At 64.4% G+C, this 24,147-nt stretch carries 28 protein-coding genes; 15 read left to right on the forward strand and 13 right to left on the reverse strand.

The window, feature by feature from the left end:
• Positions 1–115 precede the first annotated feature (115 nt).
• Complete coding sequence (locus AC01FP_RS05275; protein ID WP_474478734.1) at positions 116–1,027, forward strand: glycosyltransferase; 912 nt, start codon at positions 116–118, stop codon at positions 1,025–1,027.
• Between the two features lie 213 nt (positions 1,028–1,240).
• Here the strand turns inward: AC01FP_RS05275 and rfbB are convergent, their stop codons facing one another.
• Complete coding sequence (rfbB, locus tag AC01FP_RS05280) at positions 1,241–2,374, reverse strand: dTDP-glucose 4,6-dehydratase (protein ID WP_474478655.1); 1,134 nt, start codon at positions 2,372–2,374, stop codon at positions 1,241–1,243.
• 104 nt (positions 2,375–2,478) lie between these two features.
• On the opposite strand from rfbB, the gene AC01FP_RS05285 reads away from it, so the two are divergent.
• Positions 2,479–2,802, forward strand: coding sequence for a clan AA aspartic protease (locus AC01FP_RS05285; protein WP_474478656.1), 324 nt, complete (start codon positions 2,479–2,481; stop codon positions 2,800–2,802).
• A 259-nt stretch (positions 2,803–3,061) separates the two neighbouring features.
• Positions 3,062–3,358, forward strand: coding sequence for a hypothetical protein (locus tag AC01FP_RS05290; RefSeq protein ID WP_474478657.1), 297 nt, complete (start codon positions 3,062–3,064; stop codon positions 3,356–3,358).
• 342 nt (positions 3,359–3,700) lie between these two features.
• Here the strand turns inward: AC01FP_RS05290 and AC01FP_RS05295 are convergent, their stop codons facing one another.
• Both AC01FP_RS05295 and AC01FP_RS05300 read right to left on the reverse strand, forming a co-directional pair.
• On the reverse strand, positions 3,701–4,039 hold the full coding sequence (locus tag AC01FP_RS05295) for a type II toxin-antitoxin system PemK/MazF family toxin (protein ID WP_474478658.1): 339 nt from the start codon (positions 4,037–4,039) through the stop codon (positions 3,701–3,703).
• Complete coding sequence (locus AC01FP_RS05300) at positions 4,033–4,272, reverse strand: AbrB/MazE/SpoVT family DNA-binding domain-containing protein (RefSeq protein WP_474478659.1); 240 nt, start codon at positions 4,270–4,272, stop codon at positions 4,033–4,035. The genes AC01FP_RS05295 and AC01FP_RS05300 overlap by 7 nt, the downstream gene beginning before the upstream one ends.
• A 216-nt stretch (positions 4,273–4,488) precedes the next feature.
• Between AC01FP_RS05300 and AC01FP_RS05305 the strand changes: the two genes are divergently transcribed.
• Positions 4,489–4,764 (forward strand): hypothetical protein, encoded by a 276-nt coding sequence (locus AC01FP_RS05305; RefSeq protein WP_474478660.1) that lies wholly within the window; start codon positions 4,489–4,491, stop codon positions 4,762–4,764.
• Between the two features lie 216 nt (positions 4,765–4,980).
• On the forward strand, positions 4,981–5,250 hold the full coding sequence (locus tag AC01FP_RS05310; protein ID WP_474478662.1) for an AbrB/MazE/SpoVT family DNA-binding domain-containing protein: 270 nt from the start codon (positions 4,981–4,983) through the stop codon (positions 5,248–5,250).
• A gap of 128 nt (positions 5,251–5,378) precedes the next feature.
• Here the strand turns inward: AC01FP_RS05310 and AC01FP_RS05315 are convergent, their stop codons facing one another.
• Complete coding sequence (locus AC01FP_RS05315) at positions 5,379–5,726, reverse strand: DUF4172 domain-containing protein (protein ID WP_474478663.1); 348 nt, start codon at positions 5,724–5,726, stop codon at positions 5,379–5,381.
• Between the two features lie 140 nt (positions 5,727–5,866).
• Positions 5,867–6,730 carry a dTDP-4-dehydrorhamnose reductase gene (gene rfbD / locus AC01FP_RS05320; RefSeq protein WP_474478664.1) on the reverse strand — a complete coding sequence of 288 codons (864 nt, stop codon included), beginning with the start codon at positions 6,728–6,730 and terminating at the stop codon, positions 5,867–5,869.
• 98 nt (positions 6,731–6,828) lie between these two features.
• Between rfbD and AC01FP_RS05325 the strand changes: the two genes are divergently transcribed.
• On the forward strand, positions 6,829–7,053 hold the full coding sequence (locus tag AC01FP_RS05325; protein WP_474478665.1) for an AbrB/MazE/SpoVT family DNA-binding domain-containing protein: 225 nt from the start codon (positions 6,829–6,831) through the stop codon (positions 7,051–7,053).
• Positions 7,050–7,484, forward strand: coding sequence for a putative toxin-antitoxin system toxin component, PIN family (locus AC01FP_RS05330; RefSeq protein WP_474478667.1), 435 nt, complete (start codon positions 7,050–7,052; stop codon positions 7,482–7,484). Before AC01FP_RS05325 ends, AC01FP_RS05330 begins: the two co-directional genes overlap by 4 nt.
• On the opposite strand, the gene rfbC is transcribed toward AC01FP_RS05330, so the two are convergent.
• Positions 7,441–8,061 carry a dTDP-4-dehydrorhamnose 3,5-epimerase gene (gene rfbC / locus AC01FP_RS05335; protein ID WP_474478669.1) on the reverse strand — a complete coding sequence of 207 codons (621 nt, stop codon included), beginning with the start codon at positions 8,059–8,061 and terminating at the stop codon, positions 7,441–7,443. The two genes, AC01FP_RS05330 and rfbC, sit on opposite strands and share 44 nt — an antisense overlap.
• Positions 8,051–8,935 (reverse strand): glucose-1-phosphate thymidylyltransferase RfbA, encoded by an 885-nt coding sequence (gene rfbA / locus AC01FP_RS05340; RefSeq protein WP_474478671.1) that lies wholly within the window; start codon positions 8,933–8,935, stop codon positions 8,051–8,053. Before rfbA ends, rfbC begins: the two co-directional genes overlap by 11 nt.
• A gap of 29 nt (positions 8,936–8,964) precedes the next feature.
• Between rfbA and AC01FP_RS05345 the strand changes: the two genes are divergently transcribed.
• Positions 8,965–9,450, forward strand: a complete 486-nt coding sequence (locus tag AC01FP_RS05345) for a GNAT family N-acetyltransferase (RefSeq protein WP_474478673.1) — start codon at positions 8,965–8,967, stop codon at positions 9,448–9,450.
• Positions 9,451–9,701: 251 nt separating this feature from the next.
• Here AC01FP_RS05345 and ribH read toward each other — a convergent pair whose 3' ends face one another.
• On the reverse strand, positions 9,702–10,181 hold the full coding sequence (gene ribH, locus AC01FP_RS05350) for a 6,7-dimethyl-8-ribityllumazine synthase (RefSeq protein WP_322764411.1): 480 nt from the start codon (positions 10,179–10,181) through the stop codon (positions 9,702–9,704).
• A gap of 3 nt (positions 10,182–10,184) precedes the next feature.
• Positions 10,185–10,373 (reverse strand): photosystem II reaction center protein PsbZ, encoded by a 189-nt coding sequence (psbZ, locus tag AC01FP_RS05355; RefSeq protein WP_106632462.1) that lies wholly within the window; start codon positions 10,371–10,373, stop codon positions 10,185–10,187.
• 130 nt (positions 10,374–10,503) lie between these two features.
• On the opposite strand from psbZ, the gene mutS reads away from it, so the two are divergent.
• Positions 10,504–13,362 carry a DNA mismatch repair protein MutS gene (mutS, locus tag AC01FP_RS05360; RefSeq protein WP_474478676.1) on the forward strand — a complete coding sequence of 953 codons (2,859 nt, stop codon included), beginning with the start codon at positions 10,504–10,506 and terminating at the stop codon, positions 13,360–13,362.
• On the opposite strand, the gene AC01FP_RS05365 is transcribed toward mutS, so the two are convergent.
• On the reverse strand, positions 13,335–14,018 hold the full coding sequence (locus AC01FP_RS05365) for a precorrin-8X methylmutase (RefSeq protein ID WP_474478678.1): 684 nt from the start codon (positions 14,016–14,018) through the stop codon (positions 13,335–13,337). The two genes, mutS and AC01FP_RS05365, sit on opposite strands and share 28 nt — an antisense overlap.
• A 162-nt stretch (positions 14,019–14,180) precedes the next feature.
• On the opposite strand from AC01FP_RS05365, the gene AC01FP_RS05370 reads away from it, so the two are divergent.
• The 4 genes from AC01FP_RS05370 to AC01FP_RS05385 are packed head-to-tail and all read left to right on the forward strand — an operon-like array spanning position 14,181 to position 19,124.
• On the forward strand, positions 14,181–14,924 hold the full coding sequence (locus AC01FP_RS05370) for a type II toxin-antitoxin system Phd/YefM family antitoxin (RefSeq protein ID WP_474478679.1): 744 nt from the start codon (positions 14,181–14,183) through the stop codon (positions 14,922–14,924).
• Between the two features lie 16 nt (positions 14,925–14,940).
• Complete coding sequence (holA, locus tag AC01FP_RS05375) at positions 14,941–15,912, forward strand: DNA polymerase III subunit delta (protein WP_474478682.1); 972 nt, start codon at positions 14,941–14,943, stop codon at positions 15,910–15,912.
• 57 nt (positions 15,913–15,969) lie between these two features.
• The gene (locus AC01FP_RS05380) at positions 15,970–17,808 is read left to right on the forward strand and encodes an aspartate kinase (protein WP_474478683.1); all 1,839 of its coding nucleotides are present in this window, start codon (positions 15,970–15,972) and stop codon (positions 17,806–17,808) included.
• Positions 17,805–19,124: a sugar transferase gene (locus AC01FP_RS05385; RefSeq protein ID WP_474478685.1), complete on the forward strand. Its 1,320-nt coding sequence runs from the start codon at positions 17,805–17,807 to the stop codon at positions 19,122–19,124. The genes AC01FP_RS05380 and AC01FP_RS05385 overlap by 4 nt, the downstream gene beginning before the upstream one ends.
• 15 nt (positions 19,125–19,139) lie before the next feature.
• Here the strand turns inward: AC01FP_RS05385 and uvrB are convergent, their stop codons facing one another.
• The 3 genes from uvrB to AC01FP_RS05400 form a co-directional block, all read right to left on the reverse strand.
• Positions 19,140–21,146: an excinuclease ABC subunit UvrB gene (gene uvrB / locus AC01FP_RS05390; protein WP_474478686.1), complete on the reverse strand. Its 2,007-nt coding sequence runs from the start codon at positions 21,144–21,146 to the stop codon at positions 19,140–19,142.
• Between the two features lie 16 nt (positions 21,147–21,162).
• Positions 21,163–21,591 (reverse strand): phage holin family protein, encoded by a 429-nt coding sequence (locus AC01FP_RS05395; RefSeq protein ID WP_474478688.1) that lies wholly within the window; start codon positions 21,589–21,591, stop codon positions 21,163–21,165.
• A 68-nt stretch (positions 21,592–21,659) separates the two neighbouring features.
• A complete protein-coding gene (locus AC01FP_RS05400) occupies positions 21,660–22,445 on the reverse strand; it encodes a DUF561 domain-containing protein (protein WP_474478690.1) in 786 nt (261 codons plus the stop codon).
• On the opposite strand from AC01FP_RS05400, the gene tilS reads away from it, so the two are divergent.
• Both tilS and AC01FP_RS05410 read left to right on the forward strand, forming a co-directional pair.
• Positions 22,444–23,508: a tRNA lysidine(34) synthetase TilS gene (gene tilS / locus AC01FP_RS05405; protein WP_474478691.1), complete on the forward strand. Its 1,065-nt coding sequence runs from the start codon at positions 22,444–22,446 to the stop codon at positions 23,506–23,508. The genes AC01FP_RS05400 and tilS overlap by 2 nt on opposite strands.
• A complete protein-coding gene (locus AC01FP_RS05410; RefSeq protein ID WP_474478692.1) occupies positions 23,505–24,116 on the forward strand; it encodes a hypothetical protein in 612 nt (203 codons plus the stop codon). Before tilS ends, AC01FP_RS05410 begins: the two co-directional genes overlap by 4 nt.
• Positions 24,117–24,147 lie beyond the last annotated feature (31 nt).

Genomic DNA, 24,147 nt, shown 5'->3' on the forward strand with positions numbered 1-24,147 from the left:
CACCCGATACGAGGCCGAACTGGCCGACGCCAGCCTGAATCTATGCCCCATTCACGAATCTGCTCAGGCGCCTGCCGCACAAGCGCCAGGTGATCACTTGCCATGACCTGACCCTCTGGTCTATCCAAACTCTGCGACAGCCAATTGGTATACCAAGACCGTTCAACTGGCCGCCTGTCGCAGCACCACACGAGTAATCGCGATCAGCCGCACGGTGGCCGATCAGTTGGTGAGCCAAAGGATTGCGGCACGGCAGATTGAGGTCATCCCCAATGGTCTGCCGCCAGCAACCCGCTGGCACAACAGACCTCAGGGCCATGATGTGGTGATGCTGGCCCGGCACGACCGCAACAAGAATGTGCAGCTGGCTCTTGAAGGTTTTGCGCGCTTTCTGGCCATGAACCCCCAATGGCCCGGCCGCCTTCTCATCATTGGCCGGGCGGGCCGCTGCACCCACCAGCTACAGCAAACCAGCCGGGCCCTGAACCTAGATTCCAGAATCAGCTGGCTGGCTTTACTGACCGATCAAGAATTGGCCCAGACATTGCGTCAGGCCTTCTGTTTAGTCTCATGCAGCTTAATGGAAGGGTTTGACTTCCCGTTGTTAGAGGCTCAAGCGATCGGTCTGCCGACCCTGGCCAGTGACATCGGCGTACATCGTGAAATGCACCACGAGGCGAGCTTGCTGTTCCGGGTAGATGACCACGGCAAAAACATGGCCCAGAGGCTCTACGATCTGGCCAACAGCAGATCCCTCTGGGTCCAGTTGTCGAGCTTGGGTTACAACAATGCCAGCCGCTACACGCTGGATCGGCAATCAGATCAGTCAGTTGTTGTTGTCCGTGCAGCGCTAATTGCGCCTTTATTGCGTCAAGCAGCTTGGCTGGCCAACTACATGGGTAGGGGACAAGCCCTAAAGCGGCCAAAATTAAGCTTATCAATTGGGCTTTATTCACAACATAGTTCAGATCTCCAACCCCACCCGCCCCGAGCTGCATGTATCGGAGGTGCGTGCCTTGGCCGATGAACACCGCCGCACGGTGCCCCATATGAATCCAATTGAGGTGCGGCCGGGTATATCCCGATGGGCAAAGGGATCTAGTGCTGCGGCACTAACTTGGCTCCCTGAGATCGATCCACGCTGAAACCGTAGAGCCCCCACATCCCGGTGAGCCTGCCCTGGCTGGCCTGCAGCTCCGGGGAGTAATAACCTCACAGATAGCGAGTTTCGCGGGCCGGTTCAAGCGTGAGGGGGCGGGGCCTGGACCGCCGCCAAATTGGCACCGATCCGCTGACCCTGGTAGCCGGCCTGGGCCTGCACACGCGCACACCAGCCCAGATTGTCTAGATACCAGCGAACCGTGGCTTCCAGCCCCTGCTCAAAACTATGCCGTGGTTTCCAGCCCAGCTCGGTGGTGATCTTGGCCGCATCGATCGCATAGCGCCGGTCGTGGCCGGGGCGGTCGCCCACACGGGTGATCAATCGAGCATGAGGAGCACCCTGGGGCCGCAGCTGATCCATCAGCGCGCAGATCGTTTCCACCACATCGCGGTTGGTGCGCTCACTGGGGGAGCCGTGATCGCCGGCACCACCCACGCAATAGCTCTCACCCAGCCGACCCCGCGTGGCCGCCAGCAGCAGCGCCTCCACGTGGTCTTCCACATACAGCCAGTCGCGCACATTGGCGCCATCGCCATAGAGGGGAATCGGCTCGCCAGCCACGGCCTTGAGAATCACGACCGGAATTAGCTTCTCGGGAAACTGCCAGGGGCCGTAGTTGTTGGAGCAGTTGGTGAGCACCACCGGCAGTCCGTAGGTGTGGTGCCAGGCGCTCACCAGGTGATCGCTGGCCGCCTTGCTGGCCGAATAGGGGGAACGGGGGTCGTAGGGGGTGGTTTCTGAGAAGCGGCCGGTTTCGCCCAGGGATCCAAACACTTCATCGGTGCTGATGTGGTGGAAGCGGAAGCCCTCGCGCCGCTCCGCCGGCAGCTGCTCCCAATGGGCCCGCACCGCCTGCAGCAGGTTGAAGGTGCCGCTCACGTTGCTCTCGATGAACGCCGCAGGCCCATCGATCGAGCGATCCACGTGGCTCTCGGCTGCCAGGTGCATCACCAGGTCGGGATCGGCCTGGCGCACGGCTGCGGCTGTGGCATCGGCGTCGGTGAGGTCCACCCGCAGCAGCTGGTGGCGCTGGCCCGCCTCGGGGCCCAGGCGTTCAATTCCGGTGAGATCGCTGGCGTAACCGATCTTGTCGAGGTTGAACACCGTGGCGCTGGAATCGCGCAGCAACCGGCGCACGAGCGCACCGCCGATGAAGCCGGCGCCGCCGGTAACCAGCACGCGGTTGATCCCTTCGGGCAGTAGAGAGGGCATGGGATCAATCAAGCTTTTATGAGGCTACCGGGGAACGTTGTTCCACAAACCATCACCACGGAAGGGGGGCATGCCTACGGGCAAAACGTCTTTAACCTGACCCCTTGGGCTTGATTTATGGCACCGATCAGCTCTCCAACCCCTCGAGCCCCGAGCTGCAGGGATTGGAGGTGCGTGCCCTGGCCGATTCCGGGGCCGTGCACCTCTGCATCCCTGAGCACGTCGCCATCCAGCTGCAGCTGCGAGAGCTGGAGCAGCGGGAGGTGATTCTGGCCGATGGACACCGGCGCACGGTGCCCTACATGGGCCCCATTGAGGTGCGCTTCGCCAACCGCCGCTGCTTCACCGGCGCCATGGTGCTGGGCAACGAAGTGCTGCTGGGAGCCATCCCCATGGAAGACATGGATCTGGTGCTGCGGCCCCGGTGAGCCTGGCCAAGTAGGCCGATCGCTTGACGCAAGGTCATTCCCCTTCGAACCCTTCGGGTTCGGTCAGAGAGCGAATCGAGAGCCATGGCCATGCCCGGGAAGGCCGTGATTCCACGGATGCCCTGATAGTTTACCTGTACTATCCTGTATTCAGGGCTTGGGCTGGCTACGGTGCTTTTGGGATTTGACCGTCAAGGCTGGATCACGGTTTTTGCCGCCCTGCTCCTCGCCCTGATTACGCTGTTTACCAATTACACCCATGTCGACCTCCTGGGAGCCGCTTCCGTCGACCTACCGCAGCAAGCAGGAATTCCTTGCATCACTGCCGCCGTGGCGACGGCTATTGCAGAAGCTCAATTGGCATCCAACCGTCGAGCTGAAAGTGCAGCGATACGAGCTGGAGCAGAGGAAGCTGCAAATGAGGAGAGAGGACGAGCGTCTGAAGAAAGAAGACGAGCGGCTCGACGAGCTCAGCACCAAGCTCAGTGCAATCTTGTCCAGCTCCGACACCAGCTCGAACCCTCCGAACGCAACTCAAGGCGAGTCCGAGATGTGATCTCGCTGCTGGAGGAGTACGGGGGGATGGCTTGAACAGCCTGCCATGGCGGGCCTTCCCTGCAGGCAAGACCCCTTTATCCTGTTCAGATGGGCTTGATTCACGGCACCGTTCACCTCTGCATCCCTGAGCACATCGCCATCCAGCTACAACTGCGGGAGCTGGATCAGCGGGAGGTGATCCTGGTCGATGGACACCGGCGCCATGGTGCTGGGCCCGGAGAGCCCCAACATCCCTGTGAGCCTGGCCAAGCGAGCCGGCCGCCTGGCCGATGCCTGAGGCTGAGCTGAAAGCGTCCAAAATCTGTACAAGTTGTACAGATTTCATGACACCCCCAAACTGTTACGGGCTGCTCAACAGCGCTCCCACCAGCCGCAGCACCCGCTCCACCACCGCAATCGGAGCATTGGCAATCAGCTCAGCCTCTCGGCTGCGCCAGTCCAGGCTGCGCAGTTGATCCGCCAGCACCACCCCCTGCACCAGCCCCCCTTCCGGCAGCGCCACTTCAAATGGGTATCCCTTCACCCTGCTGGTGATGGGACACACCAAAGCAAGGCCAACCTTGCAGTTGTACGTCGATGGCGACACCACCAATGCCGGGCGGCGTCCAGCCTGTTCACGCCCACTCTGTGGTGTGAAGCTGAGCCAGATCAGATCCCCGCGCTCCGGTGCTCTCACCACACTTCCGCACCGCTGGCCTCACCCCAGTCAGTTGTGCTGTGTTGGTTCTCAGCCGTGATCTCAGCCAGTAGGGCCTCCAGGTGGATCGCCTCTGCGGGCCTGGCGAGCAAGGTACCGGCCTCCACCTTCACCTCCATCTCACTGCCAGAGCCCACACCCAACTCGGTGGCGTAAGCCTTGGGGATCCTTAGCCCCAGGCTGTTGCCCCAGGCCTGCACCTTCACTTTCACCACAGCTCTGCCCGAATAGCCAAAGTCTATCCCGGTCGTGGCAGCCAGACCCAGCCGACTTCTCCGTGATTCCACGGATGCCCTGATAGTTTACTTGTACTATCCTGTGTTCAGGGTTTGGGCTGGCTACGGTGCTTTTGGGATTTGACCGTCAAGGCTGGATCACGGCTTTTGCCGCCCTGCTCCTCGCCCTGATCACATTGTTTACCAATTACACCCATGTCGACCTCCTGGGAGCCGCTTCCGTCGACCTACCGCAGCAAGCAGGAATTCCTTGCATCGCTGCCGCCCTGGCGGCGGCTGTTGCAGAAGCTCAATTGGCATCCAACGATCGACGTCGACGTGGAGCGCTACGCGATCGAGCAGAGGCTGAAACGACTCGAGAAAGAGGACGAACGGCTCGACGAGCTCAACAGCAAGCTCAGTGCAATCTTGTCCAGCTCCGACACCAGCTCGACCCCTCCGAACGCAATGCCAGGCGAGTCCGAGACGTGATCTCACTGCTGGAGGAATACGGCGGATTGGCGGGCTAAGCCTGTGCTGTGAATCGACGTAGGGTCAAATCACAGAGCTGCTCGATCAGGTTGGCGATGGTGATCAGCAAGGGAAAACGCCTTAAAATAAAGTTCTAAGCTGCCCACTGCAATAGTCGAGCCCCCAACGCAAAGGCGCAAACGATCGCGGTCCCTCACCGTCACCCGAAAAGGGCAGGTGACGCTGCGCAAGGATCTACTGGCCCATCTGGGCATTCAGCCTGGCCAGCGCATTGATGTGGAGGTGTTGCCTGGCGGCCGGCTGGAGCTGCAAGCCGAGCAAGCCACCAGCAGCATCAACAGCTTCATCGGCCTGCTGGCAGGCCGCTCCAGCCACTGCGCCAGCCTGGAGGAGCTGAATCAGGCCGCCGCCGCCGGCTGGGCCGGGCTCGGCGACGCAGCTCGCCTGCTGAGCGAAGCCGGCGAACCCGTGCATCTGCTGCATTGATCCCCGTTGCATTAGGGAACCTGTTCAGCTTGTACAACTGCCGTAGAAGCCTGAAATGTTTCCAGCCAATTGGGGCAAGCCGATAGCTGACACTCCGCTGCCACCCCATCCATGATTCCTCGGCGCGCTCAGGAATGGCTGGGTTGATCCTTCTGGTCCAGCTCAAACGGAAAGCCAAGGCGGTAGGCCCGGCTACGACCTGCACCAATCGGCGTGAGCGCCTGAAGTTCCACCAGCTCGCTGAGATCGCGCCAGGCCGTGGCCCGGCTCACCCTGGTGAGGCCAATCGCTTTGCGCAGGGTCATCCCCCCTTCAAATCCTGCATCCAGACGATCCAGTTGCTGAGCCAGCCCCAAAGGCGCCGCAGATGCCTGCAGCAGTGCTGGCCGAAGTGCGGCTCCATCCCAGCGGAAGTTGGGCCAGTCGCGCTGCTGCCAGATCCATCGAGGCTCCATCGAGCCCGTTAATCGCTTCACGGCTGCTTGGCGGGCTAACGGAACCGGAGGAGCGCTGACCGGAAGGCGTCCAAAATTTGTACAGACCGTACAGATTTGCCGACACTCCCAAACACCACACTCCCAAAGGTCACACTCCCAAAGAGCACTGCCGCCAACGCTCATGCGGGGTCCAGCACCTGCGCCAGGGCCGCCCGCCAGTGCAGAGGTTCCAGCCCGAGGGCTACGCGGCTGCTGCTGCACTCCAGCAGCGAGTAGCTGGGGCGTTGGGCCGGAGTGGGGTAGTCGGCGGTGGTGAGGGGGCGCACAGCCGCCGCCTGCTGCAGCAGGCCCAGCTCCACCCCCAGCTCGCCAATCGCCACCGCGAAGTCGTACCAGCTGGCGGCGCCGGCATCGCTCCAGTGCAGGATCTGCGGGCCCTCGACGCTGATCGCCCGCCAGCAGGCCTCCGCCAGGGTGTGGGTGGCAGTGGGGCAACCCACCTGATCGGCCACGACCCCCAACGCTTCCCCCGCCGCTGCCTTGAGGGCATGGAGCCGCAGCATCGTGAGGCAGAAGTTCTTGCCCACGGGCCCATAAACCCAGCTGGTGCGTAGCACTCGGGCGCCGGGCAAGGCCAGGGCCGCTGCCTCGCCAGCTGCCTTGCTGGCCCCGTAGACCCCGAGCGGATCGAGCTCATGATCCGGCCCGTAGGGCCTGCCCTGCTTGCCGTTGAACACGAAATCCGTGCTCACCTGCAGCAACCGGCCGCCCGTTTCGGCGAGGGCCTCGGCAAAGGCGCCGGGGGCACCGGCATTCACGACCTGGGCCAGCTCGGGCTCGCTTTCGGCCTTGTCCACCGCTGTGTAGGCGCCGGCGTTGAGCACCCAATCCGGGCGCTGCGCCTGTACGGCGGCCCGGCAGGCCTCGGGGCTGGCCAGATCCAGCTCGGCGCGGCTGCAGACCACCAGCTCCACCCCCGGCGGCGTTGAGGCGATCAGCGCCTGGCCCAGCTGGCCCGCAGCACCGGTGAGCAGCACCTTCATGACTGGGACAGGGTCAACATCGAGGCCATTGTGGGCGGAACAGGCAAGCGGCAACAAGGAAACTCCTAGAGTAAGGATTCCTTTCCAGCGCCAGATTCATGGTTGTAGCCAAGCGCACCAGCAAAAACCAGCTCACCTTGCCCAAGGCCGTGGTGGAACAGACGGGCCAGGCCGACTACTACGACGTCACCTGCGACAACGGCCGCATTGTGCTCACGCCGCTCCACCCCGGTGGAGCCACAGCGGTGCGAGCCCGTCTGGCGGAGCTCGGGATCAGCGAAGCCGATGTGGCCGATGCCGTGAACTGGGCCCGCCAGGCGTGAGACGTGATCCGACCCGAGCAGTGCTCGACACCAACGTGTTGCTATCAGCTCTGTTGTTCGCCAATGGCCGGCTCAGTTGGTTGCGGCCTTGCTGGCAGCGCGGTGCGTTGATTCCTGTTGTGGCTGAGCCCACAGTGCGGGAGTTGTTGCGGGTGTTGGCCTATCCCAAATTCAGACTGAACCCAGCGGATCAAGAGCGCCTACTGGAAGATCTCCTGCCGTGGTGTGAAAGCTGGACGGGACCGATCCCCACAAGCTCCCACGGGGTGCGAGACCCCCATGATCAGGTCTTCCTTGATCTGGCTCTGGCTGCAGCAACCCCTGTGCTGGTGAGTGGCGATGCCGACTTGCTGGCCCTTCAGGAGTCGGTGAATCCGTTGTTGATCCTCAGCCCAGCAGCCTTCCAAACATGGCTGGCTGGTTCCCTCTGAACAGGTCACCGTTGGCCAGCTCCGCCAGCAACGGCGCAGCGGCATCCTTCTCCGAAAGCTGGGGCAGGGCTCCGGCCAAGGCCTCCAGGGGCCAGGCGATCGCTAGCGCAGGGTCATCCCAGCGAATAGCGCGCTCGCACTCGCGGCTCCAGAAATCGGTGGTTTTGTAGAGCACCTCGGCGTGCTCGCTCAGGGTCAGAAAGCCATGGGCGAAGCCCTGCGGCACCCACAGCTGCTGGTGGTTCTCAGCGCTCAGGCGCGCCCCCACCCATTGGCCAAAGCTGGGCGAACTGCGGCGAATATCTACCGCCACATCAAAGATCTCTCCCAGCACGCAACGCACCAACTTGCCCTGGGGATGGGGCGGCAGCTGGTAGTGCAGGCCCCGCAGCACGCCGCGGCTGGAGCGCGAGTGGTTGTCCTGCACAAAGCAGGTTTCGCCGGCGGCAGCGTTGAAAGACTGCTGGTTCCAGCTCTCGAAGAAGAAACCCCGCCCATCGCCAAACACCCGTGGCGTCAGCAGCAAGGGGCCCAGCAAAGCGACGCCGGACGCTGTGGTGAGCCCTTCAGCCTGCATCTGGAGTCTCCAGTATTTGCAATAAATAATCGCCGTAGCCGCTCTTGCGTAGGGGCGCTGCCAGGGCGGCTAGCTGGTCGCCGCTAATCCAGCCCAACCGCCAGGCCACCTCCTCCGGGCAGCCCACCTTCAGACCCTGGCGGTGCTCCAGGGTGCGGATATAGCTGCCGGCCTCATGCAGCGAATCACAGGTTCCCGTATCCAGCCAAGCCATGCCGCGGCCCATCAGCTCCACCCGCAGCAACCCCTCCTCCAGGTATTGGCGATTGAGATCGGTGATCTCCAGCTCTCCCCGTGGTGACGGTTGGATATGGCGAGCACGCTCCACCACTGAATCGTCATAGAAGTAAAGGCCTGTCACCGCATAGCGGGAGCGGGGCTGGGCTGGCTTCTCTTCCAGGCTCAGCACCTGACCATTCGGCGCAAACTCCACCACCCCGTAGCGCTCGGGATCACGCACCGGATAGGCAAACACCGTGGCTCCGGCCACTCCGCCATTACTGGCCTGCAGCTGGGGAATCAAATCGTGGCCGTGGAAGAGGTTGTCGCCCAGCACCAGTGCCGCCGGAGCGCCATTGAGGAAATTAGCGCCGATTAAGAAAGCCTGAGCCAAACCATCCGGACTCGGCTGAACGGCGTAGCGAATCTCCATGCCCCAGGCGCTGCCATCTCCCAGCAACCGCTCAAAAGAAGCCAAATCATGGGGCGTGCTGATAACCATCACCTGCCGAATTCCCGCCAGCATCAAGGTGCTGAGCGGGTAATAAATCATCGGCTTGTCGTACACCGGCAGCAACTGCTTGCTCACCGCCTGGGTAATCGGATGCAGCCGAGTGCCGCTGCCTCCAGCCAAAATGATGCCCTTACGGGTCATAGGGAACGCTCCGCTGGGAGAATGCTGCCATGGCAGCACTGCGCCTCCTCCTCCACGCACCTGGCGCCCCTGGCCTGCGCTGGTTCGGCCTCGGCCCAGGTCTGCGGCCCAGCCGCGGCCTAGGGAAGCTGCAGCGCCTGTTTAACAAGCACGCCTTTTGGGCCCAGAGGCGCAGCTTTGCAGATCTACGCCGCCTGCTCGCCGGCAGCAGCGTTGTAGTGAGCCTGTGGCATGGCAAGCGGCTAGTGGGATTCGGCCGGGCCAGCAGCGACGGCACCTATCGCGCCGTGCTCTGGGATGTGGTGGTGGCCGGCGACCTGCACGGCCAGGGCCTCGGCCGCCGAGTGGTGGAGGCCCTGCTGGCCGCCCCAGCCCTGCGCGGCGTCGAGCGCGTTTATCTGATGACCACCAACAGCTCCGGCTTCTACGAGCAGCTGGGATTCCGCGATGCAGCCCCCCAGTCCTTACTGGTGAAACAAGGAGTTTCAGGGAGCTCAAGGGTTTCGACCGGATAGGAAAGCGCGCCAGCAGCCTCAGCGAGATCGCGATCGAGGGTCACCGGCAACAGGCCCAGGCGATAGGCATCGATCAAGCGACCATGGCCTGCCTCGTGGTGCAGACGACGTAAGCGCTCAAGCCAAAGCTCAGCTCCAGCCTGGATGCGATCGAGCAAGCCAGACAACTACTGGCGAGCCTGAGCCAGGGGAACCGTGGTCATGGCAGCAGGGGGACGGAGGAAGGGTTGTGCTGTTTCGGCCCGGAACTTTTAGTCGGGAATAGCCGCCATCAAGCTGCCCATCTCCAGGGCCTGCAAGCCGTAGTTCCAGCCCAGGTTGCTCTTGATGCCGGCCCGCTCTAGGGCCTGCTGCAGGGTGTCGGTGGTGAGTACCCCAAAGATCACCGGCACGCCGGTGTCGCGGGCCACGGCAGCCACACCTTTACTAACCTCATTCACCACCACATCGAAATGAGGGGTGTCGCCGCGGATCACGGCCCCCAGGGTGATCACCACCTGATAGCGACCACTGGCCGCCAGGCGCTGGGCCACCAGGGGGATCTCAAAACTGCCAGGCACCCAGGCCACATCCAGCTGGGCACTGGCATCACTGGTGTCGACTCCGTGGCGCAAGAGGCAGTCGAGGCAGCCGCTGAGCAACTTGCCGGTCACCAGGTCATTGAAACGGGCAACCACCACTGCGATACGCAGACCAGCCGTGTCGGTGAACCGCCCTTCAAAAATTGCCACGCTTCAGACCACAAAAATGCTCATGCCCCAGTTGAGCAGCACCAGGGCCACCCAGGCGAGACCGCCAAGCAGGATCAGGCGGTTGGAGCGACCTGAATCTTCACTACTGGCGTACAGCACCGGCACCGCCACAATCAAGGCGAACGACAGCACCACCAGAGCCAAAACGGTGAGGGTGTTGAGGATCTGCATGGATTAGCAGCGGCTACAAGCCGATTGGTTTCGAGATTCTCACACGCAGGCCCCGGGCTCCAGCACCGTTGCTTCACAACTCGATGCCGGCCCCCAAGAAGATCGATCAGCCGTTCAGGCAATCGCCCTGATGCGTCAGGGCACAGAAATTCCTCTGGATGCCGCGCTAGCCCACCAGGCCACCTTGCTCACTCAAGACGCCGACTTCGAGGGAATTCCCGAGGTCGAGTTCATTGTCAAAAAAGCTGAACGTTTCGGCAGAGCTGGGCGAGCCAGCGCTCCTACCATCAACTTCCCCCTGAGCAACCCCATTGCCGTGGCCGCGGAAGCCGATCAGCAGCTTTCGCTCACCGCCGCCCTGGGCCTGGCCGAAGATCCCCAGCCCGCTCCCGAGCCCGGCCCAAGCCGGCCCCGCAGCCGTCAACGCCAAGCCGCCCCAACAGCTCCGCCGGCCCCCGGCCCCGACTCCGACCTGCCCCCCTGGCACCACCACAGCCTGGTGGCAGCCGAACAGCTGACGCCGATGCTGCGTCACTACGTGGAGCTCAAGGCCGCCCATCCCGATCGGGTGTTGCTTTATCGCCTCGGCGACTTCTTTGAGTGCTTCTTTGAAGACGCCATCACCCTCTCGCGCCTACTGGAGCTCACCCTCACCGGCAAGGAGGGCGGCAAGGCTGTCGGTCGGGTGCCAATGGCGGGCATTCCCCACCATGCGGCCGAGCGCTACTGCGCTGAGCTGGTGCGCCGCGGCCTGAGTGTGGCCCTCTGCGACCAGCTGGAAAGCACCCCGGCCAAGGGCGAACTGCTCAAGCGCGGCATCACCCGGGTGCTCACCCCCGGCACGGTGCTTGAGGAGGGCCTGCTAGCGGCCCGCCTCAACAACTGGCTTTGCGCCGTGGTGATGGAGGGAGCGTGCTGGGGCCTTGCAGTAGCCGATGTCAGCACCGGCGAATTTCGGGTCACCGAGAGGACCGGCAGCGCCGGCTTGCACCAGGAGCTGCTGCAGGTGGAGGCAGCCGAGGTGCTCTGGCCCGGCGCCGCCAGCCCTACTTGGTGCCCCGAGGCCCTGCGGCTGACGCCGCTGCCCCGCACCCCCTTTGAGGCACCAGAGGCATCCGCCACCCTCAAGCAGCGCTTCGGCCTAGCCAGCCTTGCTGGCCTGGGGCTCGGCGAAGCGCCGCTGGCCCTGCGTGCGGCGGGCGGCCTGGTGGCCTATCTCGACGACACCAGCCAGGCCAAGGTGCCCCTCGATCCGCCCACCACCTGGCACGCCGGCGACCAGCTGGTGCTCGACGCCGCCACCCGCCGCAACCTGGAGCTCACCAAAACCCAGCTGGGCGGCAGCATCCACGGCTCCCTGCTCTGGGCGCTCGACCGCACCCACACCGCCATGGGTGGCCGCTGCCTGCGCCGCTGGCTGCTGGCGCCGCTGGTGGAGCGCACCGCGATCCTGGAGCGCCAGGGGGGGGTGAGTGAGCTGGTGGTCGACCGCTCCCTGCGGCTAGCCCTGCGCCGCCTGCTGCGCCCGATGGGCGACCTGGAGCGCCTGGCGGGCCGCGCCGGGGCGGGCAGCGCCGGCGCCCGGGATCTGGTGGCCCTGGCCGATGGTCTGGAGCGCCTGCCCCAGCTCGCCGCCCAGCTCGCCAAAGCCAGCAGCGCCCCCCTGCAAGACCTGGCCCGCCCCTGGCCCGAGCTTGAAAGCCTGGCCGGCGAGCTGCGCCACGCCCTGCTCGATGCCCCGCCCCTATCGCTCACTGAAGGCGGCCTGATCCACGACGGCGTCGACCCAAACCTCGATGACCTGCGCAACCAGCTCGACGACCAGGACTCCTGGCTAGCCGGCCAGGAGGCCGAGGAGCGCCGGCTCAGCGGCCTCGCCAGCCTCAAACTCCAGTATCACCGCACCTTCGGCTACTTCCTGGCGGTGTCCAAGGCCAAGGCGGCGGCGGTGCCGGAGCACTGGATCCGCCGCCAAACCCTGGCCAACGAGGAGCGCTTCGTCACCCCAGCCCTGCGCAACCGCGAGGGCGCCATCCAGCAGCTCAAGGCCCGCGCCGCCCAGCGCGAATACGAGCTGTTCTGCGCGCTACGCGCCCGGGTCGGCGAGCAGGCCGCCACCATCCGACACGCCGCCCGCCTGGTGGCCGAGCTCGATGCGATCGCCTCGCTAGCCGAGGTGGCCGCCACCGGCGGCTACTGCTGCCCGGAAATCACCGACCCCGCCGGTCCCGAGGCGCGCCTGCTGCAGATCGAAGCCGGCCGCCACCCGGTGGTGGAGCAGCTGCTGGTGGAAGAGCCCTTCACAGCTAACAATGTGGTGCTAGGTGCCATCCCCGAGGCCGCCCCCCGCCCCGACCTGCTGATCCTCACAGGCCCCAACGCCAGCGGCAAGAGCTGTTATCTGCGCCAAACCGGCTTGCTGCAGCTGATGGCCCAGATGGGCAGCTGGATCCCAGCCACTTCGGCGCGCCTGGGCATCGCCGACCGCATCTTCACCCGCGTCGGCGCCGGCGACGATCTGGCCGCCGGCCAGTCCACCTTCATGGTGGAGATGGCCGAAACCGCCAACATCCTTCACCACGCCAGCGAGCGCTCCTTGGTGCTGCTCGACGAGATCGGTCGCGGCACCGCCACCTTCGATGGCCTCTCGATCGCCTGGGCCGTGGCCGAGCACCTGGCCACGCCAGCGGAGCAGGGCGGCATCCGGGCCCGCTCGATCTTCGCCACCCACTACCACGAGCTCAACGCCCTAGCCGGCCAGCTGCCCAACGTCGCCAATGCCCAGGTGCTGGTGCAGGAAACCGGCGACGACCTGGTGTTCCTGCATCAGGTCGCCCCGGGCGGCGCCAGCCGCAGCTACGGCATCGAGGCCGCCCGCCTGGCCGGAGTGCCCGCCGCGGTAGTGCTGCGCGCTCGCCAGGTGCTGGGCCGCATCGAAGCCAACAGCGTCGTGCGGGTGGATCAGGGGGGCGGCGCACTCGCCGCCTGAAGCCAGGCAGAGCGCAGCAGGGCGTTGCAGGCCGCGGCCACCAGTCCGGCTCCGCCCTTGGAGCCCTCGAGCCGGATATGCACCAGGCCACTCTCAGCCAGGTGACGCTTGCTCTGGGCCACCCCCACAAACCCCACCGGCATGCCGATCACCAGGGCCGGCGCCGGCACCGCTTTTGATGCCACCAAATCCAGCAACACCTCTAGGGCCGTGGGAGCACTGCCGATCAACACCACGCCTGGCTCGCCCTGGCCGGCCAGCGCCGCCGCCATCCCGGCGGCCGTGCGTGTGGAGCCCACTGGCGCCTGCTCAGGAGCCCACTCGAGCACGCTGCGCACCTGATTGCCGAAAGTGCGCAGCGCCATCGGTGCCACAGCGGCGGCCGCCATTGCCGTGTCCGTGAGGATCGGTGCCCCGGCTGCCAACGCCGCCAAACCGGCGGCGCAAGCGGTAACGGGGCAGACCAGATCGACCACCAAGTCCGGATCGCCGCTGCTGTGAATCAGGCGAAGAAAAACGTCCTGCTGCAGGGGGCTGAGCGGCGCCAGCGCCGCCGCCGTCCCCGGCAACTGCCGGATAAGCCGCAAGCTCTCAGAAAAAATCGGGTGATCCAGGGAAGGCACTCCACTCAGAGCCGCAGTTTCAGCATTACTCATGGTTCGATTCATCTCTCATGGCCCATCTCTCATGGCCCATCTCTCATGGCTCATTTCAGTTGACCCATTTCTGAGCAGCGGTGCATCAATCACCAGCAGCGCTGTCCTTAATTCTGTACAGGTTGTACAGCCTGTACGGTCTGTACAGATTCGCGCACACCCATGCCTGACACCACCATGGGCGTCGAGGCGGCCAGACGCCGACTACCGGAACTGCTGGAGCGAGCGGCGGCCGGCGAACGAATCGTGATCCAGCGCCACCGCACCCCCATGGCCGCCCTGGTGCCGCTGGCAGGGCGGGCACCAGTTGATCCCCTGCTCCGCCAACGTCAAATCCAGAGCCTGATGGCCCTACAAGGCAGCAGCAGGGGCTGCTGGGATCCCCAGCAACGCCAACCAGCCCGACCAGCACCACCACCGCCAGCTTTTGTACAATCAGTACAGATCCTGCCCCACAAAGAGGCCTTCAATCCCCGCCTGCTAGCCCACGGCTCCCGGATCGCCCTCGATGGCACCGCGCTGGTGGCCTTTCTGGCCGACGCCAAGGGCGCCGGCAAACACCTTGAGCCACTGATGCAGGGCATAGCGGCTGGGTATTGGATTGGGGTTGTCAGCAGCTTGAGCCTGATGCGGGTGCTGGAGGGGCCCCTGGCCCGCGGCGACGAGGCCCTGACCCAGCGATACATCCAGGCTTTCGACAATCCCCACCACTGGCAACTGATCCCCAGCGATGGCGCCATCGCCGCTGCCGCCGTGCGTCTGCGCCGCCAGGAACCCCAGCTCGACGACAGCTGCGCCATCGAAATTGCTAATGCCATCCAGTCCGGCGCAGTGGTGCTGGTCACCGACCATCCGGCACTGACCCAGACTGCGCTCCACCCGGTGCTCAGCGCCCTGCGGATCTGAGCACCGCCCACCACCCATGCCCATTCACCTGCTCTGGGGCGACGACGAAGCTGCCCGCAACCGTGCCGTAGAGAAGCTCGTGCAGGCGCAGGTGGATCCCAGCTGGGCCACCATTAACCTCAGCCGCCTCGATGGCAACGACGCCGGCCAAGCGGCCCAAGCCCTCGAGGAGGCCCGCACACCGCCCTTTGGCGCCGGCAGCCGGATGGTGCTGCTGCAACGCAGTCCCTTTTGCAGCCAGTGCCCAGCTGAGCTGGCCGAGCGTTTCGAGGCCGCCTTGGCCCAGGTGGCGGATGGCTGCCATCTAGTGCTGGTGAGTTCCGGCAAGCCGGATGCCCGGCTGCGCACCACCAAGGCCCTGCAGAAGCTGGTGAAGGCTGGTCAGGCCAGTGAGCAAAGCTTTGCCCTGCCAGCCATCTGGGACGGCACCGGCCAGGTGGAGCTGGTGAGCTGCACGGCCCGGGAGCTGGGGCTGAAGCTCGAGCCAGCCGCAGCTGAAGCTCTCGCCGATGCCATCGGCAGCGACAGCGCCCGCCTAGCCAGCGAGCTTGAAAAGCTCAGCCTCTACGCCAATCCCATCACCCTGGCCGCCGTGCAAGCCCTGGTGGGCGGTCAAGCCACCAGCTCCCTCGCCGCGGGCGATGCCCTGCTGGCAGGCAAGCCAGCCGACGCCATTGCCCGGCTCGATGCCCTGCTGGAGGCCAACGAACCAGCCCTGCGCATCGTTGCCGCCCTCACCAGCCAGATCCGCGGCTGGCTTTGGGTCACCTTGCTCGACCAGAAGGGTGAAAGCGACGTGGCGGTGATCGCCAAAGCGGCCGGCATCGGCAACCCCAAACGCATCTACGTAATGCGCAAACAGATCCGCGGCCGCCAGCCTGCCCTGTTCCTGCGCCTGCTCAGCCAGCTGCTCTCAGTGGAAGCTGCCCTCAAGCGGGGCAGTGATGCCGGCGACGCCTTCCGCGACGGCTTCCTGCTCAACCCCTAAGGGACCAAGACGGATAATTAACCCTTCCTTCACTGACGCCAACCGCCACACCCCGCTATGGCCCTGCTGGTTCAGAAGTTTGGCGGCACCTCGGTGGCCGATGTGGAGCGCATCCAGGCAGTGGCCCGCCGCATCGCCCGCAGCCGTGAGGATGGCCACGAACTGGTGATTGTGGTTTCAGCTATGGGCCACACCACCGACCAGCTCACCGGCCTGGCCCGCGCTATCAGCAGCAACCCACCCCAGCGGGAGCTGGACATGCTGCTCGCCACCGGCGAGCAGGTGTCGATCGCGCTGCTTTCGATGGCGCTGCACGCTGAGGGCGTACCGGCGGTGTCGATGACAGGCACCCAGGCGGGCATCGTCACCGAATCGGCCCACGGCCGCGCCCGAATCCTGGAGATCCGCACCGAACGGCTGCGGCGCCTGCTCGCTGATGGTCAGGTGGTGGTGGTGGCTGGTTTCCAGGGCACCAGCAGCGGCGCCGGCGGCACCCCCGAGATCACCACCTTGGGCCGTGGCGGCTCCGACACCTCGGCGGTGGCCCTGGCCGCAGCGCTGGGCGCCGACACCTGCGAGATCTATACCGACGTTCCCGGGGTGCTGACCACCGACCCCCGCAAGGTGGCCGACGCCCAGCTGATGGCTCAGGTGAGCTGCGATGAAATGCTCGAGCTGGCCAGCCTGGGGGCTTCGGTGCTGCACCCGCGGGCGGTGGAGATCGCCCGTAACTACGGCGTGCCCCTAGTGGTGCGCTCCAGCTGGAGCGAGCAGCCCGGCACCCTGCTCACCAGCGGCGCCCCCAGGCCAATTGGCCATGAGGGGCTGGAGCTTGGTAAGCCGGTGGATGGCGCCGAACTGGAAACAAATCAAGCGGTGCTGGCCCTCGCCCACGTGCCCGACAGGCCCGGGGTGGCAGCCCAGCTATTCGAAGCCCTCGGCGCCGCCGGCCTCAACGTCGACCTGATCGTGCAAGCCACCCACGAGGGCAGCTCGAACGACATCGCCTTCACCCTGGCCGCCGCTGAATGCGACCGGGCCCAGCTCGTGTGCTGGGAGGTGCTCGCCGCCATGGGCGCAACCCTCAACGATGGCGGCGCCCAGCTAAGCGCTGAAGCCGGCTTGGCCAAGCTGAGCATCTCTGGCGCCGGAATCATGGGCCGGCCAGGGGTCGCTGCCCGGCTGTTCGACACCCTGGCCCGCTCAGGCATCAACCTGCGGCTGATTGCCACCAGCGAGGTGAAGGTGAGCTGCCTGCTGGCTGGAGATCAGGCGGATCGGGCCCTACGGGCCGCCGCCGAAGCCTTTGAGCTGACTGATCAGCAGCTGCGCCGCGATCCCGGGACCTGCAACCTGAGGGATCCGGCCGTACGCGGCGTCGCCCTCGACCGCGATCAGGCCCAGGTGGCGTTAAGGCGACTGCCCGATCGCCCCGGCACCGCTGCGGCCGTCTGCCGCACCCTGGCCGATGCAGGCATCAGCCTCGATGCGATCGTGCAATCCGAGCGCACCCACGCCGGGCCAAGCCGCGATATGAGCTTTGTGCTCAAACGCGACGATCTGGCGCGGGCGCAGCAGTCCCTGGCGACCCTTCTGGGCCAATGGCCAGGCTCCAGCTTTGAGGAGGGACCCGCCATAGCCCGAATCAGCGCTGTAGGTGCTGGCATGCCCTGCACCCCCGGCACCGCCGCCCGCATGTTCCGCTGCCTGGCCGACGCAGGCATCAACATCGAACTGATCGCCACCAGCGAAATCCGCACCAGCTGCGTCGTAGCCGAGGCCGAGGGCATCAAGGCGCTGCAAGCAGTCCACGCTGCATTTGCACTTGGTGGCATCGCGCAACATCAAGCCGAAGGCACCGAGGCGCCTGGCGAAGTTGAGGTATCCATGGCATGAACTGGAGCCGCCACCGTCTTCCCCTTGCCCTTGCGGCAGGTCTCGACGCTGCCGGGTTAATCGCAGCAGCCTTAATCGTCAATGGCCTGCGCCAGAGCAGTGTTGCTGATCAACAGCTATTGCTCCTCGCCCTGGTGCTGATCTACCTGAGCCTGGGCTGGCTGTTCGGCTCCTACACCCTGCTGAAACTGGCGCGGCTGCGCTGGATGCAACTGCTGCTGCGGCTCGGAATCACCAGCACCGCCAGCATCGTGGCGGGCGCCCTGCTGGGTTGGCTGCTGCGGGTGCCTCCAGGCATCACCCTGCTGCACCGGGGCAGCCTGATTCCCCTGTTCAGCCTGGCAATCCTCTGGAGCGCCCTTGTGCGGCTGGGGCTGCGCCAAAGCCAACATCTTTCATCCCAGCCGGCCTGGCAGGTTGTAGCGCTACCGCAGGAAGTGGCAGCCATCGCCCGGGAATGGCGGCGCAGTTACGGCAGCACTCCCCTTCCAGCGATATTGCCATTCAGCCCCACGCTCTGGGAACGCGATGCCCCCAACGCAACCATTGCCCTGAGTAGTGGCGTAGCCGCCGAAGCAAACGTGCAGCAGTTTTGCCAAGAGGTAGTGGGCCAGGGTCACCCCGTGCTGTCACTAGCGGCCATGGCGGAGCAAGAGCTGCAGCGAATTCCTCCCCACTGGGTGAGCGATCAATGGCTGCTGTTTTCGAACCGCATCGATGGCGTCAACAGCACGTTTGAACAGCAGCTAAAGCGCTTTGCCGATGTGGTGAGCAGCGTCGTGTTGCTGGTAATAACCAGCCCGGTCTTAGCGCTGGCAGCCCTATTGATCCGAGCGCAGGACGGCGGAGCCGTGATCTACAGGCAACAACGTACCGGGCTGCTGGGCCAGTCCTTCGCTGTGCTGAAACTCCGCACCATGGTGCCCCGAGCCGAAACCGGGTGCGCCCTATGGGCAGCAGAGCAGGATGAGCGCATCACTCCTATCGGCCATTGGCTGCGGCGCACCCGGCTCGATGAACTGCCCCAGCTGATCAACGTGCTGCGAGGCGAGATGAGCCTGATCGGCCCGCGTCCAGAACGGCCCGAGCTGGAGGAACAGCTAGAAGCGCAAATCCCCAACTACCGCCTGCGCCACTGGGTACGCCCCGGCCTTAGCGGCTGGGCCCAAGTGAATATGCCCTACACCTCAAGCATTGAGGATTCGGAGCTGAAATTGAGCTACGACCTTTTCTATCTGCGCAATGCCGGGCTGTGGCTGGATCTGGTGATCATGGTCAAAACTATCAAGATCGTGCTCAAGGCGGCTGGTCGTTAACCCCTCAGAACCGCGCTAGGCCTTCCCCACCAACTTCTGGCGCAGATTCTTAATCTTATCGCGCAGGTTGGCAGCCTCCTCGAATTCGAGGTTCTTGGCGGCGCCCTTCATCTTCTCTTCAAGCTGCTGAATTAGCTGCGGCAGGGCATCCAGCGGCACATTGTTGTGCTCGGCTTGCTCGGTGGCCTCCTCCAGCTGGTCGTCGTTGAGCCGCCGTGACATCTCCAAAGAGGAGAGGATCGAATTGCCGGCCCGCTTGCCCGCAGGGGTGGGGGTGATGCCGTGCTCAACGTTATAGGCGTGCTGAATGGTGCGGCGGCGCTCGGTTTCGGAGATGGCCCTAGCCATCGAATCGGTGAGATTGTCGGCATAGAGGATGGCCTTGCCCTCGATGTGGCGGGCAGCCCGGCCAATGGTCTGAACCAAGGAGCGCTCGGCCCGCAGGAAACCCTCCTTATCGGCATCAAGAATCGCCACTAGCGACACCTCGGGCAGATCCAATCCTTCCCGCAGTAGGTTCACGCCCACCAGCACGTCGTATTCACCATTCCTGAGATCTTGGATGATCTCAATCCGCTCAATCGAATGGATCTCCGAGTGCAAGTAGCGCACTCGCACGCCATTTTCAGCCAGATAGTCGGTGAGATCTTCGGCCATGCGCTTGGTGAGCGTGGTTACAAGCACTCGCTCGTTTTTCTCCGCTCGCACCCGAATCTCGCCGAGCAGGTCGTCCACCTGACCCTCACTGGGCCTCACCTCCACGATCGGATCGAGCACCCCGGTGGGGCGGATCACCTGCTGCACAATCTGGCCACTGCTCTGCTCCATCTCCCAGTTGCCTGGGGTGGCACTGACAAAGATCGTCTGCTGGGCCTTCTCCCAAAACTCCGAGCCCTTGAGCGGCCTGTTGTCGGCAGCGCTGGGCAGGCGGAAGCCGTGCTCGATTAGCACCTGCTTACGCGACTGGTCGCCGTTGTACATCGCCTGCAGTTGGGAGCAGGTGACGTGACTCTCATCCACCACGAGCAGCCAGTCCTTGGGAAAGTAGTCGATCAGGCATTCCGGCGGCGTGCCCGCCTCTCGCCCGGCCAGATGGCGGGCGTAGTTTTCCACTCCATTGCAATAACCCACCTGCTCGAGCATCTCCAGGTCGTAGGTGGTGCGCTGCTCCAGCCGTTGCGCCTCTAGGAGCCGCCCCTGACCGTTGAGTACATCGAGCCGCTCGCGCATCTCGTTGCGGATGGCCGAAATCGCGTCCGCCAGCCGCTCCTTTGGCGTCACAAAGTGCTTAGCAGGATAAATATTGATTGTGTCGAGGCTTTGCAGGATCTCCCCGGTGGTGGGATCCACGTAGCGGATCGCCTCCACCTCATCACCAAAGAGCTCAATCCGCACCAGCCTGTCTTCATAGGCTGGGCCGATCTCCAGCACATCGCCCCGCACCCGAAAACGACCGCGGGAAATCTCCAGGTCGTTGCGTGAATACTGATTATTTACCAACTCCCGCAAGGAACCTCGCAAATTGAGAGTCTCACCCACCTTAAACTTGACGGCAGCTTTTAGATATTCACTGGGAATACCCAGGCCATAAATGCAGCTGATTGAGGCAACTACGATAACATCTTTACGCTCAAACAGCGAACGGGTCGCCGAGTGGCGCAACATATCGATCTCTTCGTTGATCGATGCTGTTTTGGCGATATAGGTATCGGAGACAGCCACATACGCCTCCGGCTGGTAATAGTCGTAATAGCTGATGAAATATTCAACGGCATTATTCGGGAAGAACTCCCGCAGCTCGTTGCAGAGCTGAGCCGCCAAGGTCTTGTTGTGGGCCAGCACTAAGGCAGGACGCCCGGTTTGGGCGATCACATTGGCGATCGTGAAGGTCTTACCGGTACCGGTGGCGCCTAGCAGGGTCTGGTAGCGCTCACCCCCGTCGACGCCCTGGACCAGCCCAGCAATGGCCGTGGGCTGATCACCCTTGGGTAGGTAGGGGGCGTGGAGTTCAAACGGAACCATGTCCCCATTCTCGGGGTCAAACCACCGGAGCTGTGGTGATCAGGGCAGCTGCGCGAGTGAAGTCGACATCGAGGCCGAGGATGCGCAGGATCACGGCCGACAACACCGCATAGACGACCCCACCAAGAATCGCGCTCACCACTCCGTTTTTGAGCCGGAACCCCTTGATCAACCAGGCCGCCAAACCAAACAGCACCACGGTGATCGCCCAGTTGAACAGCAGGCTCACCGGACTGATCAGGCCACCTAGGCTGGTGATCGCCCACACCGGCCCGAGCAGCAGCTTCAGCGGCCAGATCAGCAGGGTGCCAAGCAAGCCAATCACCACTGCGGAAAGCAGGGCGACCGGGAAACTGCTTAGTTCCACCCCCAGAGGCAGCCAGGCCACAATCAACAGCACAATGGCCCGAATCGGCCACTGCAACAGCCAGATCAGAGAACCCATGAAAACGACGAGGAGATCAACTCCCGCAAGGTAGTCATGGGTTCACTCAGGCACCAATGAGCGTGGCGTTAAGCAACAACAGTTGCGCCAGCGGGCAGGCCTAGGGCCTCGCGCAGACCGCGCACTACGGCCACCATGGCCAGCTCATCGTTGAGCTTGTTGATCGCCGAACCCACCCCCACTCCGGCGGCACCGGCAGCAATTGCCATCGGCACGGTGACAGCGGAAAGGCCGGATGCACACAGCACCGGTGCAGTACTGGCCGCCGCAGTAAGGGCGCGGCTGATGGTGTGAGCCGCAGCCAAGGTGGGCGCCGCCTTCTCAATCAGGCCCAGGCTGCCGGCGCTGAAGGGCTTGGCACTGGTGCCCCCCTCGGTTTGGATGATGTCGGCACCGGCGGCCACCAAATCCACCGCCAGCTGCTCCTGCTGATCGAGGGGCAGCACGTGGGGCACGGTGACGCTCAACACCACTTCAGGCAGCAGCTCGCGGGTGCGTCGGGTGAGCTCGAGCACCTCGGCGGCGTCGAAGATGCGGCCGAGGGGATAGAAGGCGTCGTAATTACCGATCTCAACCATCGCCGCCCCGGCAGCCACAGCGGCGGGAAAAAGCTCGGGCTCGACGGCGCTCACGCAGATCGGCAAGCCGCTCACGGCAGCGGCAAGCTGCACCAGCGCTGAATCGCAGGCCACATCGATCAAATCGGCACCGCCTTGGCCAGCGGCCCGGCTGATCCGCTCCACACTGGCAGCATCAAAATTGGTGAGGCCAGCGATCACCTTGAGCAGGCGGCGTCCAGCCAGCGCGGCTTGCAGGGCGGAGGGCAGCTGCTCAAGACGCGACTTCGCAACCATGGAAACGCAAGACTGGAATAATGAGCTGATTCTCCCACCCGGACCGCGCTGGAGCCAGGAACATCTGCGGCTGCATCGCCACCTGCGGCACCATCCCGAGCTGTTGCCAGCGGGTGCGCCGCTGCTGCTGGCGATCTCGGGTGGTCAAGACTCCATGGCCTTGTTGGGCCTGCTGCGCGACCTGCAGCGCCTGCACCACTGGCCGCTGCACCTCTGGCACGGCGACCACCGCTGGCGACCGGAGTCGGGCAGCGTTGCCTTGGAGCTGGCCGGCTGGTGCAGCGACCAGGGACTCGACCTGCACATTTCCTCTTGGCTGAGGCCACTGGAGGCAACCAGCGAAGCTGCCGCCCGCCACTGGCGCTACGACCAACTGGCAGAACAGGCCAGATGTCTGGGGGTGAACCATGTGCTGACCGCCCACACCGCCAGCGACCGAGCCGAAACCCTCCTGCTGCACCTGGCCCGGGGCAGCCATCGCCGCGGCCTGGCAAGCCTGCGCAGCCAGCGCCCCCTCAGCAGCGAGCCAGGTGATCCAATCGTGCTGGCGCGGCCGCTGCTGCCCTTCTCCCGGGCCGACACGGCCCGCCTTTGCGAGCAACTAGCTCTGCCGGTGTGGCACGACCCGAGCAACACCGACCGCCGCTACAGCCGTAACCGAATCCGGGCCGAAGTGCTGCCCGTGCTCGAAGGGCTCCACCCCGGCGCCGCCCAGCGGATCAGCGCCCAAGCCGAAAGGCTGGTGGAGGAAGTAGACAGCCGCAACGAACTTGTAGCCCTGGCCCTACAGACCCTTAAAACCAGCAGCAACCTCAGCAGCACGCCAGCCCTACAGCGCCAGGCCCTGGGCAGCCTGGCCGGCGCCAATCAACGCCAGCTCCTGCACCACTGGCTCGAGCAAGGCAGCGGACTGGTGCTTCCTGCCAGGCAACTCGAAGAGCTACTTATGCGACTGCAACCGGGCCATCCCCCAGGCCAGGCCAACCTATCTGCCGGTTGGCAGCTGCAATGGGATCGCTCCACACTGTGGCTTAAGCCTTCTACCCCGCCCTCGCCGCGATGACAGCCTCGCCGAACTCGCTACAACAGCGCTACGGGGGCATTGAACGGCTGTACAGCGAACGTCAATGGGACGTGGTGTCCCGGTTGAGCGAGGAGCTGCTGCTCGAGCTGCCAGGCGACCCCGCCCACCCCCTGCGCCAACGGCTGCAGCTGCTCCTGGGCCACACCTACCTCTACGGCTACCAAGACAGCAGCACAGCGGCGGGGTTTTACAGCCGCGTGCGCGCTGCTACGGAAGAGCCCCTGCTGCGGGACATCGCCGACCAGGGACTGGCGCAATGCGCCCGCCAGATAGCGCCTACAGCGGCACCGGTTCAAAGCAGCGGCGCCGCCATGCCCTGGCTTGAGGAGCTTGGCGGCATCGCGCCTGCGGAGGTTCAGGTGCCGGGGCCGGCACCGGTGCCAAATCTGATGGTTGAGGTGGTCGATGAACCAGAGCTGATCGAAGTGGCCCAGGCGGATGAGTCTTACAGCGAAGAGCTGGTGGTCAATTTGAGTGAGGGGAGCCTGGCTGAAGTTGAAAAGCGCTTGACGGAGCGGGTAAGCAGCCCGAGCCCCTTAGAGCTCGTAGAGCTCACCAAGGGGCTGCTGCGGGTAGTAATCCAGTAATCCGCTGAAGCTGCTGCCGCGGGGAGTTGCT

The sequence above is a fragment of the Cyanobium sp. NIVA-CYA 375 genome (assembly GCF_056108345.1).

Excerpts from the sequence above, each read along its gene's own strand:
- rfbB (WP_474478655.1), bottom strand. The coding sequence starts at position 2,374 with ATGCCCTCTCTACTGCCCGAAGGGATCAACCGCGTGCTGGTTACCGGC.
- rfbA (WP_474478671.1), bottom strand. The coding sequence starts at position 8,935 with ATGACCCGTAAGGGCATCATTTTGGCTGGAGGCAGCGGCACTCGGCTG.
- AC01FP_RS05325 (WP_474478665.1), top strand. The coding sequence starts at position 6,829 with ATGGTTGTAGCCAAGCGCACCAGCAAAAACCAGCTCACCTTGCCCAAG.
- AC01FP_RS05365 (WP_474478678.1), bottom strand. The coding sequence starts at position 14,018 with ATGAGTAATGCTGAAACTGCGGCTCTGAGTGGAGTGCCTTCCCTGGAT.
- holA (WP_474478682.1), top strand. The coding sequence starts at position 14,941 with ATGCCCATTCACCTGCTCTGGGGCGACGACGAAGCTGCCCGCAACCGT.
- AC01FP_RS05345 (WP_474478673.1), top strand. The coding sequence starts at position 8,965 with ATGGCAGCACTGCGCCTCCTCCTCCACGCACCTGGCGCCCCTGGCCTG.
- AC01FP_RS05395 (WP_474478688.1), bottom strand. The coding sequence starts at position 21,591 with ATGGGTTCTCTGATCTGGCTGTTGCAGTGGCCGATTCGGGCCATTGTG.
- AC01FP_RS05305 (WP_474478660.1), top strand. The coding sequence starts at position 4,489 with ATGTCGACCTCCTGGGAGCCGCTTCCGTCGACCTACCGCAGCAAGCAG.
- AC01FP_RS05410 (WP_474478692.1), top strand. The coding sequence starts at position 23,505 with ATGACAGCCTCGCCGAACTCGCTACAACAGCGCTACGGGGGCATTGAA.
- AC01FP_RS05290 (WP_474478657.1), top strand. The coding sequence starts at position 3,062 with ATGTCGACCTCCTGGGAGCCGCTTCCGTCGACCTACCGCAGCAAGCAG.
- AC01FP_RS05385 (WP_474478685.1), top strand. The coding sequence starts at position 17,805 with ATGAACTGGAGCCGCCACCGTCTTCCCCTTGCCCTTGCGGCAGGTCTC.
- rfbC (WP_474478669.1), bottom strand. The coding sequence starts at position 8,061 with ATGCAGGCTGAAGGGCTCACCACAGCGTCCGGCGTCGCTTTGCTGGGC.
- mutS (WP_474478676.1), top strand. The coding sequence starts at position 10,504 with ATGCGTCAGGGCACAGAAATTCCTCTGGATGCCGCGCTAGCCCACCAG.
- rfbD (WP_474478664.1), bottom strand. The coding sequence starts at position 6,730 with ATGAAGGTGCTGCTCACCGGTGCTGCGGGCCAGCTGGGCCAGGCGCTG.
- AC01FP_RS05380 (WP_474478683.1), top strand. The coding sequence starts at position 15,970 with ATGGCCCTGCTGGTTCAGAAGTTTGGCGGCACCTCGGTGGCCGATGTG.
- AC01FP_RS05370 (WP_474478679.1), top strand. The coding sequence starts at position 14,181 with ATGCCTGACACCACCATGGGCGTCGAGGCGGCCAGACGCCGACTACCG.
- psbZ (WP_106632462.1), bottom strand. The coding sequence starts at position 10,373 with ATGCAGATCCTCAACACCCTCACCGTTTTGGCTCTGGTGGTGCTGTCG.
- tilS (WP_474478691.1), top strand. The coding sequence starts at position 22,444 with ATGGAAACGCAAGACTGGAATAATGAGCTGATTCTCCCACCCGGACCG.
- uvrB (WP_474478686.1), bottom strand. The coding sequence starts at position 21,146 with ATGGTTCCGTTTGAACTCCACGCCCCCTACCTACCCAAGGGTGATCAG.
- AC01FP_RS05400 (WP_474478690.1), bottom strand. The coding sequence starts at position 22,445 with ATGGTTGCGAAGTCGCGTCTTGAGCAGCTGCCCTCCGCCCTGCAAGCC.